Source organism: Enterococcus sp. AZ196, assembly GCF_050498845.1.
GTDB classification, from domain to species: domain Bacteria; phylum Bacillota; class Bacilli; order Lactobacillales; family Enterococcaceae; genus Enterococcus_A; species Enterococcus_A murrayae.
Window position 1 is genome coordinate 3,538,938 of the sequence record NZ_JBIPAM010000001.1, and the last position, 15,663, is coordinate 3,554,600.

Consider the following 15,663-nt stretch of genomic DNA (forward strand, 5'->3'; position numbering starts at 1 on the left):
TAATTCGTTTCCTTAAACAAGACTAGTCAGACTAGTCTTGTTTTGAGACTACTAAAGAGTTTTAGCATATTCAGATACTTTATTTAGGAAAAATCTTCTTTTATTTTTGTCAGCATTGCGAAGGAAGGGTAGCGTAATAGATCTGGTTGTCTTAATGCCACACATTTTAAGTACTTGCTTTTTTAAAACTTTTCCGTAGTCTTGTTGAAATATTCTGGCGTAAAAATTTGGTGTGTCATGAGTTGTAATCACGGTAGCCGTTTTATTTGGCAATAAACCTACTGGTAGAACTCCTTTGTATTCATACGCGAAGCCTTTTACAAAAACTCTATCAACGTAACCTTTAAGTATAGCGGGCATACTGCTCCACCAAATAGGAAAAATAAAGACTAAATGGTCGGACCACGTCAAATCGTCTCGATACTTTTGAGTTGAAGTAGAATCCTTTAGGTCTCGGCGTTTATTGTCCTTATCAAAATGAAGTATAGGATCAAAATTATCTTTATAGAGATCAAGAATTTTAACTTGGTGATGGGCAGAAATTTTTTGTTTGAATGAGTCCAAAATTGCATTATTAAAGCTATCCTCACTGGGATGAGCATAAACAACTAAAATATTCATGCTTTGGGTCATCTCCTTGTGTTTTCTATTAAGTATACATTAGTGTACTTAATAATTTTATTAGACTTTAGACCGAGAAGTTCTGTTAACGGAGGAACTACAGTAAAAAAGTCTATTGTCAAGTGGAGTATTGTGAAATATAGAATGGAAGCCATAAAAGATGTTTACCTTTCAGTTAAGGCAAGTTCAACTGCTTTCTGGATGACTTTACTAGAGTTTGTTGCTCCGGAAATCGTGTCGACTTTTACTTTTTGCTTTGTCAATATATCCTGTGTAATGTTACTTGCTTTTTCTCCACGATCATTTTTGTGATAGATATATTTAATATTGTTTATTGAATGGTTTTTTACTGTGACCTTTACTTTTACATTGATAAAATCTACATCATATTTACCAATATATTCACCGTCTTCAATTTTATTTAAATCAGGTTCTTGTATTACGATATTTTTTACTTTGTTTTGATATTCTTGAGTTCTTAGCCAGTAGTTCATAGCCAATCCACCAGTACTTAAAATAATAATCAAACCGATTAAAATAATTACCTTTCGATATTTTTTATCTTTTTTCATCATTTGTGTGTGCCTCCAATTGGTTTTGTCTGACTTCTTCAAATAAATTCATGATAGAAGTATCGAGCTTTTGCTGATTGATTTTATATAATTCATGTGTTTGAAAGAGTGGAAGAAGCTCTTCTAAAATAGCTGTGACTTTCTTTAAGAACAATAATTGTAACTGCATTGAATTTAGGTTTCTTGTAATGACTTCTTTTGCTAAATCATTGCAGTCATTTCCTTCCTTAAGAGAATACAAACTGGTAAGTATTTGAATATCCTCTAATGAAAATCCAGCTTGCTTAAAAACGACAATGTTACGAAGAATGTGAATATCTTTTTCATTATATGTTCGATAACTATTTGCTGAGCGACTTGCTTTTAAAATTCCTATTCTATCATAATAACGTAGAGTAACTTTACTTATATTCAGTAATTCTGAAACTTGTTTGATTGTGTACATACTTTTCCTCCTTAAAGCGATACTAACATTTAACTTAAGGTTAAGGTCAATAGTTTTATATTCAAAAATTTAGTTTATGTTTCATAATAATATCTTTTGAAGATAGGGCATAGATAAAAATGCCATTTCGGACAGGTTTTGTATAGCATATAGTAGATAGGCTATAAAATTTTAAAGGTTCTCTCTTAAAAGGAGCTTATGTTTTAATTTTTCATAATTAGTCTTATCACTTGTTTTTCCCTTTCAGTTTCTTTCCAATTCGCTATTTCCTATAAAATCAATTCAGGATATATTTTGCTAGTATCTTTTAAGGTATTGTCGCAAAATTTTCTGACATAATCACTCTCGTCCTCTTTAAGTTGCGCTAATAGCTGAATTGCAATCTCTGGATTATCCTTAAAGAAGGGTCTGCTTGTCCAACCCCTAATCCTTCGGAAGCTGCTCTTCTTATGTTGGCATTTTCGGAGTTCAATCAATCTTTGATGTCAGGAAAGGCAATCTAATAACCAGTACTAGCATAATAGTTGTCAAAAGCCATGGCTAAAATTTCTTGTACCCGCAAATTTTCGTCTTTAGATACATTGTTTTTTATGAATAAAAAAGTGTTTTCTTTATCAGAAGCAAGCTTACCAAATAAGAAAACAGCGACCATTCTAATTTGATAAATTTCTGATTGATATAAATCAGTCGAGATGGTTTCAAGCGTATTTTTTAAGAAAGAAGCTTCTAATTGTTCTGTAAATTTTTCATGGGGATAAGCCCTCTAGACACCGCAGTAATTCGGTCTAACTGCTCTTTAATCGTTAGTGCTTCCAATTTCTTTTCTAAATAATTCGACATCTATTTTTTCCTTTCCATTAAAAAAATCAGTTAGCGGACAGAGTTTCAGGACTTTATTGTGAAATTGATCAACTGTACGGAATAGTTGACAACTCTAGTTTTTCAAGTGATTCAAACCGTGAAGGAGATACAATCGTCGAGACGAAACATGAGAGTGCAGGCATCAATCACACTGGTAGAGCGCTTGTCCAATGTGTACATCAAGCTAAAACCTGTTGGGGTACAAGCAAAAGATATTGAAAATAGAATAAATCAATGGTTCCTAGCCTTTCCACATCACGTATTCAAATCAATAACGTTTGATTGCGGGAAAGAATTTTTTAACCGGAAAGCGATCAGTAGTGTCAATGTTACAGACATCTACTTTACGGATCTAGTAACTCTTCACAACGAGGATTAGACGAGCATTCTAACAGATTATTTTGTAAAGAGGGTTGAATAAAGACATGGATTTTATCAATGTTCCAGAGTCATCCATTCAATCCGTTGCTTCTAGGAGGAATCATATTCCTAGAAGGTCGTGAAATTATCGACACCATTAGAAGTATTTTTGAGTTACATGGGGGAAGAGACTTTGTCTAACTTAATTTGACATTTAAGAGATTTCATAAATGTGATCTTCTAGGAAAATAAAGAGTCTAATCCTGCTGCTAAATAAGTATGGATAATGTTCGTCATTTCTTCTGGACTTTTTACTGGATCATCCTCAATCCATTCAGAGACAATATTCAGAAAAGCTCCAGTTTTAAAGGCAATTTTAAATCTATTATTATCCGTAAAGTCACACAAGATACCGCGCATATTTTGAAACAAATAAATATAATCTTTGTAACAGACTAGTAGGTAACCGAACAATCCCTGTTTTTTTAGCAATCTTAAAATATCAAGATGTTGTTCCAAAAAAGTAAAATGGATGCAGCACAATTGTCGTTCAGTTAGATATGTCTGTTTTATTATGGATTCAAAATGAGGTTTGAGTAGGGACAGTAAATAGTCGTTCAATACGTTTTCTTTTTTCTTGTAGTGCCTGTAGAAAGTACGTCGATCGACTTCTGCAGAATTTGCAATCTGAGAGACAGTTATTCTGTTGAAATCTTCAATGTCCATTAACTGAATGAGTGCATCCTTAATCCAATTTTTAGTAGTTTTTACTTGCTGATTATCATCTGTTTTTTTTGCCATATTAGTCTCACTTTCCTGAATTTGTAGCACTTATCCGAAACCATTGAACTATCTTCTTTCTTTTATTTATAATGTACAGAACAATATTAATATCATAAAGGAGATAAAGATGGAAAACAACTTACGTAGATTAGGAAACTCGGAACTCTGGCTGTCACCTTTAGGTTTAGGTTCTTGGCAATTCTCTGGGGGAAGGGGATTCGGAAGTAAATTTTGGAGAAACCTAAGTCAAGATCAAGTATCGGAGATCATCCGCATGAGTCTATCTAATGGAATAAATTGGATTGATACTGCTGAAGCGTATGGATACGGAGTATCTGAACAAAGAATTTCAAAATGTTTGGAAGAAATCAATATGAACGAAAATGAAAAATGTAATAATCCTATTTTAGCAGATAAATGGTGGCCTTTGGGACGTACAGCAAAATCTATCAGTAAAACGATATCTGTTCGTCGTAAAAATTTAGGAGGGAAAATAATTGACCTCTATCAAATACATCATCCAACCTCATTATCAACTATAGAAAAACAAATGGCGGAAATGAAATTACTAGTACAGAATAACCACATACGCTATGTAGGAGTGAGCAATTTTTCTGCGAAACAAATGCGTAGAGCTCACTGTATTTTGAAGAAGTATGGTCTATCTATAGTTTCGAACCAAGTGCGATATAACCTTTTCGACCGCAGCATAGAAAAAAATGGTGTTCTTGATACTGCTAAAGAGTTAGGAATATCAATAATCGCCTATTCTCCTCTTCATCAAGGTTTACTAACAGGAAAATTTCATGATAGACCAGAAGCAATAAATCAATTATTTTGGTTAAAAAGAATTCAATACGGATTCACAAAAAAAAATTTAGAACGCACACAACCGTTAATTGATGAGTTAAAAAGAATGGGTGTAGAGCATAACATGTCTGCAGCACAAATTGCGCTAGCTTGGCTTATTAGAGCGCATGGGGAAACCGTGTTTGCAATTCCTGGTGCTAGCAATATAGAACAAGTTAAAGGAAACATAAGAGCAATGAATTTATATCTAACAACTGAGGAAATAAATATACTAAGTAAAATTATATGACTGAAAAAATCATTTTCAAAAACACTGTCATCGGTAAAACAAGCCTGAGAGTAATATGAAAAGTATATTGCACACAAAATAATTTGTAATCTAGTTTGTGAAATGCTTAATTGAAATAATATGTCTCGCTCTTCTTTAAAATCTTAAATTGTAGATAAAGTGGAGTTACTTATTTGGAAATCAGTGGGTGTTAGTGCCTCTTACATTGGGCCTTCCTGCTTATTTTTTAGAATCAGTAGCGTTCCTTATGACGATAATCGAATTGACCTATCACCGAATTACGGATCAAGTTAAGGTTTGATGATTATTATTGAAGAGTCGCTTCTTCAAGCAGTATTGTTACTGGAGAACAAAAAACTGAGAACGAATTGGCTCAACTGGTTTTTGAACTAATATAAAAAATTTAATATGATGTCAGGGATTCCAATAGTTAACTTGGAAGGCCAATTTGTTAGAGATATACGCTGATGGATTTCTTCGAAGAAGTTGGCTGGTCTTAATACTGAGAGTGGTTAACTTAAAAACCAATTCAATAAAAGAGATTTTTCAATTTATCCCTTCTTCCGATAACGTTTTTATTCCACAAAAAAGACAGAGTAATGATTAGTCGTAAGAGATATTCATAGTATGGCTCAAGATTATATGCCTTATCACACTTCATTTTAAGAGTGCATTTATTATTTTTTTGAATTATCGTTATACTGATTATATTTTTTTTTTATAACAGATAATAAAAATAACTTTTTTGTCTTTATCAAAAGAGTATAAAGTGATATAGTAAGATACTAGTGACGAATATTGTGAATTGTTTTAATCGATGAATTCCTTTGTTTAAAAAGAATGGTGACAAAAGCGATGGAAGAAGGTTACTGATTCAAAATGAAAGGGTGAGAATAATTTCAGAAAGAAAAAAACTAGTGGTTCTCTATTTAGCTGTAATGGTAGGTGGTGAGATTCTTGCTTTGATGAGTATCTTTTTCATATACTTCAATGATGCTTTTTTTAATCAGAACATTGATATTATTCAATCTTATATCAACGCTTCTTCTGCATTTTTTGGCTGTTTCTTTTCAGTATCCACGGCATTGGTGATTAGTCAATTTGCGAAGTATCGTGAACGATTGAAAGAAACACAACGTACAATGACTTTCTTTTTCAAAGTGAAAGCAGAATACCAACATAATATGATTGTTTTATTGAAATTAGAAAGAGAAATCCGAGAGGGGTCGGATAAACTTGCTCATTTGCTGATAGAAAATCGAAAGGTTTGGGATTTGTTTGCGACCTCGGTGTATCATTTAGAATTTATGGCTTATAATCAGCTGTTCTCACAAATCAACTCACGATTACTTGAAAGAGAAGTTGCTCAGGCTGAACCATACCTCCTGTTGTTTGAACAAACGTATCAAATTTATTACTTGTGCCAAGCGATCGTAGAGAAAAAAGTAAGAACAGAAGAGAACATATGTCAGCTTTTACTTTTGATTACTGAAAAAATAGGAGATGCGGCTCAACTCCAAGCAGAAATTGAAGAAGAACAAACAAGTGAAAAAGGGGCAACTGCTATATTGATTTCTGACACTGTAGATATTTAAAAAATGAAAAGGGTAATATAAAAAGCTTCCTTTTGTTTAGAAAGGAAGCTTATTTTTTAAAGAATATTCACAATATTTTTTTTATAACTAATATTATGAAGATTTTTTGGGGTAAATTTCTTATATACTACAAAACGTCAACTGAATAAGTACTGACACGGATTTATCCAGTTTCTTAGAATTACTGAGTCTAAGAAACTGGATAATTTTTTGCCTTTATTTACTTGAAATAACGTTTAATTCTCACTATAGATTAACAATAATCATTTTAAACTACAATGTCAAGCTAATAAAGATCTTTTTTTTAGAAAATAGCAGGTAAATAACTCTATTTTTTGACCGAAAACATTATTTATCCCTTTGTTTTTATTCACCGTCAATTTCGCCGTCAAAATTATTGGAGAGGAATGAACAATTATGAGTCGACGAGGAGAAAATATTTATAAACGAAAAGATGGTCGCTGGGAGGGACGATACATTCGAGGGTATCGTTCCGACGGAACTATTCATTATGGATACATCTATGCGTATACCTATAAGGAGGTCCGTCAAGCGTTGCTTCCCTTAAAGCAGACCGAACCTTCACGCAAGAAACAACGATCAGTGATGGATCCTACGATTGCTTCATGGATCACAGACTGGTTAGCATTTCGTAAAGAAGAGCTGAAGCCTTCAACGTATGCCACCTATCAGTACAAAATCCAGCGCTATGTGTTGCCACACATAGGAGGAAAAAGACTGTCTGAATGTACGAATGACACCATTCGCGAATTAATCGTTCGCTGGAAAGAAGACGATCAGTTATCTGCTTCTACGATAAAAAGTATCTTTCAAGTGGTAAATAGAGCTCTAGGGAGCGCCCACAAGAAGGGGTATTTACTAGAAGATATTTGCGATCGAATCGTCTTACCCAAAGTCAAACGAACAAAAATCAATGCCTTGTCTTCGAGTGAACAAAGGCGATTGGAAAAAGCCGCGAACAAAGCCCCAGAGGGCTTGCCTACCCTTCTTGCGTTGCATACGGGGCTTCGAATTGGAGAAATCGCGGCATTAACTTGGAAAAATATCGACTTTTCTAAGCGAAAACTCTACGTAGAAGGTACCTACCAACGTGTCCAATTGCCATCAGCCAATGGCAGAAAGACATCGTTGGTTTTAGGAGAGACAAAAACCTCTGCTTCGCAACGTTGTATTCCATTGTCTAGTAAACTCATTCGTTTATTGAAAAAGTGGAAAGCGCAGCATTTAGGAGAGTCACATCTCTTTACGAAGAACGGACGTCCAGCAGAGCCACGCTTATTGGGCTATCATTTTCAACAAATTGCAAAAAAAGCAGCGATTGGACGTGTTCATTTCCATCAATTGCGTCATACCTTTGCGACACGCTGCATGGAAGTACAAGGTGATATTGCTTCGATCAGTTCCTTATTGGGCCACTCTTCAGCCAAGACGACCTTAGATATCTATGTGGACTCGTTGTTCGAGCAACGAGAACAGTTGATAGCCAAAATGGAACAACAATTTGCTTAACAATCATTAAAAAAACGAATGTTATCACTCCCTAGACTCCCCCTTTTTTTGCCTTCCCAAAGAAAGCGCTTCATTTGTACTTCTTCTTTTTTTGATACGTTTCGACCATTTTCCTTCAAAAATTCTTCCATTCGAGTAGATATGAGAGAAATCTCAGATTTAGAAACGGAGGAAAAAAAGTTATTTTCCGTCAATTCACCGTCAAGTATGTTTCTAAAACATTGAGTTAATCCCGATTATCGAACTTTTCTTAGACTCAGTAATTCCAAGAAACCCGCAGGGCTTCTTTTTCTCGTCAGATTTAGTCATTTTATCATGTTTTATCGATAAAAATCAGCTGACTTGTTTTTTCTATTAAAAAAATTAATCAATACTCACGCGAGAGAAAAAGATAGTGGAAACAATGGATGAAGGACCTTTGAAAGGAGGTATGTTTATCGACTGGTAGATATACAAAATAGTCAATCGTCTCCAATACCAAATGAGAGACCAAGAAAATCCAGTTGAGTATTGGGAAATAAGTGAAGAGATGCGGCAATCATAGTTTCACTTATTTTTGATTTCAACGAAATGAAACAAACTATAGCAGAGAATAAAGGAGTAAATTATGAATAGAAAATGGATAAGTAAAACAGCAATGGCTTTGGGTGTACTAACAATGGCAGGATCAGCAGGCGTAGGAACGGTGATTCATGTAGCCTATGCAGCAGAACAAAATATTAGTTCAAATGCGGTTTCTGATAATACGTCGACACGTTCGATCACTGTATGGAAATATGAAATTAAGAGCTCGTCTGAATTAGGGGGACGAGGAGATGGAACCAATCCAGATCCAAGTAAAGCTCCTGATCTAGGTGGTAAGAAATTAATGAAAGACGTGAACTTTGAAGTTATTAAAGTCAAAGCAATTGGCAATGCCTCATTAACAGATCCAGTGAAACAAAAAGAAGGAACAGAATGGGAACAAGACACTTCTTTCACTTCTATTAAAGGGAAAACCGATGCTAATGGTAAATTGACTTTTGATGTCGGAACAGGGAAAGCTGCCGATGGGATCTACTTAGTACGAGAAATCAAAGATTCTGTTTCCGGTGATTATACGTATACAAATGAAAATGGTGAAACGAAGAAAATCAATAAACCAATGGATCCATTCTTTGTTCATTTACCACAAACGAAACGGGATGATACAGGGAAATTGATCTACGACGTGCATGTCTATCCAAAAAATATCGTCACAGATACAGAATTGGATAAAACGATCGAAGGCGGAAAAGGCTACTCGATCAAAGCTGGAAATGACTTTCAATGGGAAGCAACCACAAAATTACCTGCCGGATTATATTTCAAAGCAGATAAAGACATGATTATTACAGATGTTGTTGATCCAGCAAATCCAGCGAATAAACTGCCAAACATCAATGTAGCAGCTGGTGATGAAGTGTATGGGAATTACTTCAAAGTAAGCGATAGCTTAGACGAACGCTTGTTACTACAAGATGTGGAAGTGTATGCCATCGATAAAACAGGAACCCCTGTAAAATTAACAAACGGAACTGAATATGAAGTGACGTTAGGTGGGACAAAAGTTACAGCACCAAATAAAGTAGAAGACTTAACCGAAGGTTCCAAAAAAGATGTTGTGGTGAGCTTAACGCAAGCAGGGATGAAAAAAGTTACTTTAGATGAAGATACTCACTTGCAAGTTGTGTATAAAGTAACCACTAACAAAGATTTTAATGGCACGATCGCTAATAAATATGGTGTGGATTACTTAATTCCTGGTCAAGAGCCTGTGACAGAAGAAAGTGAAAAGAATCCAGAATTCTTTGATGGCGGGTTTGACATTGAGAAAACAGATGAAAATAAAGCTGTTTTAGCAGATGCAGAATTTCATATTGCAGCGAGTGAAGACGATGCGAAAGAGAAAAAATTCTTGGCTTCTGATGGAAAGTCTTACACATTAAATGATGATGGAACGACTACACCGGCGTTACCGACAGGTATTAGCTTATTGACGACGAAATCGGATGCATCAGGGAAAGCAGAATTTAATGGTTTAGCTTTAGACTGGTTTACCGATAGTAATGGTGATGGCAAACAAGATCCAAATATTCCATCAGAAGCTACTTGGGCTCATGAGGCCATTAAAAAAGACTACTGGGTAGTCGAAACAAAAGCGCCAAAGGGCTATGAATTAGTGAAAGATCCAATAAAAGTGACGGTTACATTAGACACTGCAGATGATGCAAAAGTTGAATTAGATATCGTCAATAAAAAGGAAACAGACCTTCCATTTACCGGGGGTGCAGGGACTACATTGATGATCGTCATTGCATTAGGAGCAATTACTATTGGTACAGCAACAATGGCGATTGAAAAGAAACGTCGTCAAGTGTAAACGGCAGAAAGGATGGGTAGACAGTTGCAAAAGAAAAGACTAAAAAAATCAGTCATAATATTTCTCCCCATCATATTTCTTATGGGAACCATTTTCTTTTATAATATGGTTCCTGTAGGTAAGATATTAAATGCATCTATGGAAAAATCTTTATTTAGACTAACTCTCAATGGTGAAGATATCACAAATAATGAACCTATTACTGGGATGGATAAAGTTGAAGTAGAATTAACAGCGAGAGAAACTGGTATTTACAAAATCCCTCAAAATGAAGCAGACTATCATTTAGAATTAGAAAAAGAGAATCTAAAAATTCCATATTATATGTTAGATGAGACTGAATTCGATTTGGAAAATCAAATAATCTCTTCTTCATTATCAAAAGATAATACAGAAACGTCTTCTGGAGTAGTTGTTGGCACTACCGAGATGATCGACTCTAAATTGGACAAAAGAGTGAGTAATTCTGAAAGTGAGGCAAATACTCCCGATTCAAGAATAGTTTTAGAATCTGCAGTGATTAATGTTCGGAGTAATACATCAGATGGTTATTATTTCCTAAGAATGGAAAAAGGGGAATCGGTCATTTTTACCGTTCAACGACTGTCTTCAGAAAAACAAGATATAATTTTAGTCGATATGAGCAACCAAGAAAAAAAACAAAAAATAGTTGCTTTCAAAAAAAAAGTGGAACCGATGAAGAAAGATTCCAACAAAGCTATCCAGAAAGATGCAGATAAAGCTAAACAAAAAGGCATGGATATTGATGTTGGTTCTTTGGAATTGAGAAGTGAAGTTGATATTGTTAAGTTGAAAGATATTAGTTTGAATGTTCAAACTGGTGAGAAAAACTTCGATTCGGATAATTTGCCTGGACATGATTCATCTCCTTCAAATGATATTGTCCGTACTTGGGATAAAGTAACATACTCCTATTCCTTTTCTGTACAGTCAAGCGATCCATCTAAATCTTATAAAAATATCCGGTATAAAGTAAATGCATCATTGAAAAATGCGAGACAGGTTGTTGATGGGCAAGTTAGAGATTACGCATATTTTCCTGAAGGCTCGTTAACCGGGAATAATAGTTCGACAATTCGAGAAGCAAACTATGAAACATCTGGAACATTAAATTCATCATCAGCTATAGTGGATTCATCAGTAAACCTTCAAGTACTCGGAGCAACAAACGACTATGAGCTATCGCCAACGATTACAGTCACTATAATTGATGCGATAGATATCGAAACAGGGATGGTTGTCCCGATAAATGCAGTTTCAAATAATTTAGTTAACAAGAGTATTAAAGTATCAGCAAAACCAAATGTGAAGGTAGAACTATCAAATAATACTACGGTTGCGAGTTTAACATCGGATCTAACTGATGATTTATCAACTAAATCAATGTCACAACAAATGGGGATAATGTTCTCAGTCATTCCATTAACCGACTCGGGAATTAATAGAACAGGTAGTTTATTTGAACAACTATTTGGGGCAACGTATCCAGTAGGTGAAATTAAAGTTGAGGTTGAAACTAAAGCATGGTTTCAACCTATAAATGGTGGAAGTGATCATAATATTGAATATGGAGTTGATCAGCCACCACCACAAATATCACATTATGGTTTTTTAAGTGATTCAAGTAAAAACTTAGATGACTGGACTAAGACACCTGAATTCACTACTAAAAGTTTCAAAAATCTAGGATTAGCCAGTGGCTGGGTAATGCCAGGATCAAAAGATATTTCAACAAATAAAAGTAGCTCTAAGGCTGTTTATGATACTAATCAATTATCCGCAGTCAATGAAGATAAAAAAACTTTTATCTTTTCTGTGAAGAACTCAGCAGCAATTCATAAAGAGGGATTAATTAGCTTTATTGGATCAACTGAACAAAATGTAAATAAAACTGTTTTTGCTTCAATAGGAACATTATTAACCCTCCCTTACGATTATGTGGTGGGGAAAGAAGGAACTATTTTTACAGAACTAAAGACTACTACAATCGAGTATGAAGGAAATAAGAGTGCTAATGTATCAAATATTAAATTCAACAGAGGTAACTTATTACCTGGACAGATCATAACTCGAAATCCAGTCTATGATCTAGAAGGGAAGAAGATTGGAACAAATCAAATTCAATCGTGGCTTCCTTCAGGAGATGGGGCTGTCTATGAAGGACAAAAGATTGATACTGTAGGTATTTATTCTGGAGAATCAAGCGAATTGAAGTATATTACTGGAATTTCTACTTGGAATACAAGTAGTTTTGAATATGATGATTCTAGAAATGTAACCACTCTTATTGAATCTGCAACTGCAGAAGGGAAAGTAAAAAGTATCTTATATGGTATACGTAAAAATAAATCTTCTGCTCCTAATTTAACAGTTAGATTTCCTAGTATGGACGCTGAATATGAATGGCACTCGACTTCTGATGAAGCAAAAGCTAAAGGAAAAATAGCTGCTGTAAAAACGATTTTTGAAAAAATTGGATTATCACCTAGGATGACAACTCGTTCGTACATTCCTTTAAAAGCAATTGGTCCGGCAAACAATCAAGCAAAAGATAACGAGGGAAATGCAAACGTCTTTCTATCTTCTGCAAGAACGTCAAATAATTTAGATGAAAAACTTTTGTCATATCCTTATGAAGGACTTGCATACAGACCAACAGAGTATGACGAACAAAATGAATTTTCATTGGAACATAGTCCTGCAAATTTATATGGGGATACAGTTTTAATTGTTCCTTTTACCGCTCGAGTTAGTAAAATACCAATTCGGACAAGTTATAACTCAGATGAAGTGGTTCAATGGAAAATAACTCCCAGAATTTCAGCAAATTCTGATGAATCAGTGACGTTTACTTTGAAAGATACTTTACCTAAAGAATTACAATATGTTTCAGGTAGCTCAAAATATGGAGCACAGGAAATCGAGCCTACAAAAGAAAAACAATCAGATGGTTCGACAATATTAACTTGGACGATCCCATATAAAAATAATGAAAATCCAATTCGGAGCCTAGTTTTCGATTCAATTGTAAATGGAAAGAATATGAAATATGATGCCACAAATACCAAGAATGTTACTAATAAAGTGACTATCACTGGTGTAACCGAAAGCGGGTTGACAGATAAATCTATTGAAATACTCAGGTCAGCAGAAGCCAGTACCACAATTACTAAGGTATCCACTACTGTAATAGAAAAAAACACTTTGAGTTCAAAAATAGAAATGGGAGCGAACGATCCTGCAACTACAGATGGGGAAAAGAATACTACTCTTCGTTACTCTTTATATAATAAGAATGAATCTAAAAATCCATCTAAAGAAACTAAAATCTTGGATGTATTTCCTTATTTATCTGATGGTCGAGGAACAACCTATTCTGGTTCTTTTGATTTGCTTTCAGTTAATGTGAAAAGTATAAATAAACCCAAAATCTTTTATAGTAAACAAGCTGTCTCCAGCTCCACAGATCCTAATGACATTGACACTTCATCGGGCTGGAGTGTTTACACCGGTGGAAGGATAGCTGATGTGAGAGCTATCTATTTAGAATATGATCAATTGGACGTAGGTGAGGAGAATACAATTAATTTTGATTTAGTAGCTAAAAATCAAAAGAAAAGGGATATTTTAGTTAATAGTGCAAAATTGGATAACTATAATAATAGTCCCGTTCAATCTGTATATGTTAAATCAACAGTGGTTGCTCGATCAATTAAAGGAATATCTTGGTATGATGACAATCTGGATGGAAAAAAGAATTATATTGAATCAAATGCACCTAATGTACCTGTTAAACTATATCGTACGAGTCATGAAAATATTTCATTCAAAGGTGAATTAGTTAAAGAAAATTTGATAGGTAAGAAATTTGTTGATGTAACAGGAAACTCCTTGATTAAAACAGACTCAAACGGGGTGTATGAATTTGATAATCTTCCAGAGGGAGAATATATTGTTTACTTCGAAATTGGGGATAATGTAACTGCCAAAAAATACAAAGTCACAAAAAAAGATGGTATTCCCTCTTCTCAAGCATTAGATACATCAAAAGCTAATATCCAGACTTATAAAACGGATGTTTACGATACACCAACTTTAACTGGAGGTAATTTTACTGACAGCGAATGGAAAGTTGAAAATATCAATATTGGATTGATTAGGCCATCCACAATTCGTTTATTCAAATACGCAACGGGTTCTGCCATCGATGCAAATCAAGATGGAAAGTTAAGCGATGCGGAGAAAGCAACTGGGACGCCATTGTCAGGTGCCGAGTTTGATTTGTACAAAGGAAATCTTGAGGAAAAAATCGGAAGTGCTAAAACAGATGAAACCGGTAATTTAGAGTTTTCATCACTATTTGAAGGGGATTATACACTAGTTGAAACCAAAGCACCTAGTGGCTATGAATTGATCAAATCACCGATTAAAGTCACGATAACAGAGGGAAATCAAACCATTAAGGTCTACCAAGAGGACGATAAGAAAGCAGATCTGCCATTTACTGGTGGAAATGGGCCAATGTTTGCTATTTTATTAGCTGCAAGCGGTGCGCTTATCCTAGGCTTTGGTTACATGCTTTGGTATTATCGCATGCCTAAGAGGAAAGGAGGAAGGTAAATGAACAAGTTCTTCAAACTAGGATTTATCTTTCTCCTGATTTTTGGAACATTCGGTTTATTTGGGAAATCAGTTCAAGCCGATGAAACTGCTGAGGGATACTCAATCTCAATTGTCAAGTATCGATTAGAAGATCCGCAAATCGTGGAAAACCAGTTACCACTAGACGGAACTAAAGCAGGAGAAGTCAAAGATACGAACGGAAAGACTCTTGAACCCCTAAAAGGGGTTTCCTATGAGATCACACGTGTTTCACCTGTTCAAGGGACGACTGATTTTGAACCCGTTATTGGGGATTCGGCATTTTCCACAACAGTAACAACGGATGACGCTGGTTTAGCTCGTGTGACAAATCTGGCTCAAGGAACATATCGAGTTGTAGAAAAGGACCATGAGTTGCTAAAAAAACCAATGGAACCAGTTATCTTAGAGCTTCCTTTACCCCAAAGAACAGGAGAAGCCTTGAATGAGGTCTATCTGTACCCGAAATCTAGTGTTATCACAAAAAGTGATTCACCGGGTGGAACGATAGACAAAACGAAAGGTGTTGGGACTAGAAATGCTACTGGGAAAAACGAACGATTACCACAAACCAGTGGAAATATCGGTTCTTATCACTCATTATTACTTGTTTTGAGCTTCATTCTGATCATGACGTTGATTGGCTTTCGGGTCATGAAAACAAAGAAGTTTGATTTTTGATGGAAGAAGAGCAACTCGAGCATCAGGGGTTGCTCTTTCTTTCATAAATTTGC

Annotated in this window: 10 protein-coding genes and 1 pseudogene; 7 read left to right on the forward strand and 4 right to left on the reverse strand. The window is 35.0% G+C overall.

Features of this window, described 5'->3' with window-relative positions; translation table 11 throughout:
* Positions 1-51 precede the first annotated feature (51 nt).
* The 3 genes from IGI67_RS17035 to IGI67_RS17045 form a co-directional block, all read right to left on the reverse strand.
* Complete coding sequence (locus IGI67_RS17035) at positions 52-621, reverse strand: NAD(P)H-dependent oxidoreductase (RefSeq protein ID WP_429958511.1); 570 nt, start codon at positions 619-621, stop codon at positions 52-54.
* A gap of 164 nt (positions 622-785) precedes the next feature.
* Positions 786-1,196 carry an FMN-binding protein gene (locus IGI67_RS17040; RefSeq protein WP_429958512.1) on the reverse strand — a complete coding sequence of 137 codons (411 nt, stop codon included), beginning with the start codon at positions 1,194-1,196 and terminating at the stop codon, positions 786-788.
* Complete coding sequence (locus IGI67_RS17045; protein WP_429958513.1) at positions 1,180-1,638, reverse strand: MerR family transcriptional regulator; 459 nt, start codon at positions 1,636-1,638, stop codon at positions 1,180-1,182. The genes IGI67_RS17040 and IGI67_RS17045 overlap by 17 nt, the downstream gene beginning before the upstream one ends.
* A gap of 927 nt (positions 1,639-2,565) precedes the next feature.
* On the opposite strand from IGI67_RS17045, the pseudogene IGI67_RS17050 reads away from it, so the two are divergent.
* Positions 2,566-3,070, forward strand: a pseudogene (locus IGI67_RS17050) (IS30 family transposase); the annotation flags it as partial.
* 29 nt (positions 3,071-3,099) lie between these two features.
* Here IGI67_RS17050 and IGI67_RS17055 read toward each other — a convergent pair.
* Positions 3,100-3,660, reverse strand: a complete 561-nt coding sequence (locus IGI67_RS17055; protein WP_429958514.1) for a TetR/AcrR family transcriptional regulator — start codon at positions 3,658-3,660, stop codon at positions 3,100-3,102.
* Positions 3,661-3,769: 109 nt separating this feature from the next.
* Between IGI67_RS17055 and IGI67_RS17060 the strand changes: the two genes are divergently transcribed.
* The 6 genes from IGI67_RS17060 to IGI67_RS17085 all read left to right on the forward strand — a co-directional run bounded on the left by IGI67_RS17060 (position 3,770) and on the right by IGI67_RS17085 (position 15,610).
* Positions 3,770-4,741 (forward strand): aldo/keto reductase, encoded by a 972-nt coding sequence (locus IGI67_RS17060; protein ID WP_429958515.1) that lies wholly within the window; start codon positions 3,770-3,772, stop codon positions 4,739-4,741.
* A gap of 917 nt (positions 4,742-5,658) precedes the next feature.
* Positions 5,659-6,336: a hypothetical protein gene (locus IGI67_RS17065; protein WP_429958516.1), complete on the forward strand. Its 678-nt coding sequence runs from the start codon at positions 5,659-5,661 to the stop codon at positions 6,334-6,336.
* A gap of 417 nt (positions 6,337-6,753) precedes the next feature.
* Positions 6,754-7,866, forward strand: a complete 1,113-nt coding sequence (locus tag IGI67_RS17070; protein ID WP_429958517.1) for a tyrosine-type recombinase/integrase — start codon at positions 6,754-6,756, stop codon at positions 7,864-7,866.
* A gap of 607 nt (positions 7,867-8,473) precedes the next feature.
* Positions 8,474-10,267 carry a SpaH/EbpB family LPXTG-anchored major pilin gene (locus tag IGI67_RS17075; RefSeq protein WP_429958518.1) on the forward strand — a complete coding sequence of 598 codons (1,794 nt, stop codon included), beginning with the start codon at positions 8,474-8,476 and terminating at the stop codon, positions 10,265-10,267.
* 24 nt (positions 10,268-10,291) lie between these two features.
* The gene (locus IGI67_RS17080; RefSeq protein WP_429958519.1) at positions 10,292-14,908 is read left to right on the forward strand and encodes a SpaA isopeptide-forming pilin-related protein; all 4,617 of its coding nucleotides are present in this window, start codon (positions 10,292-10,294) and stop codon (positions 14,906-14,908) included.
* A complete protein-coding gene (locus tag IGI67_RS17085; protein ID WP_429958008.1) occupies positions 14,909-15,610 on the forward strand; it encodes a pilin N-terminal domain-containing protein in 702 nt (233 codons plus the stop codon).
* Positions 15,611-15,663 lie beyond the last annotated feature (53 nt).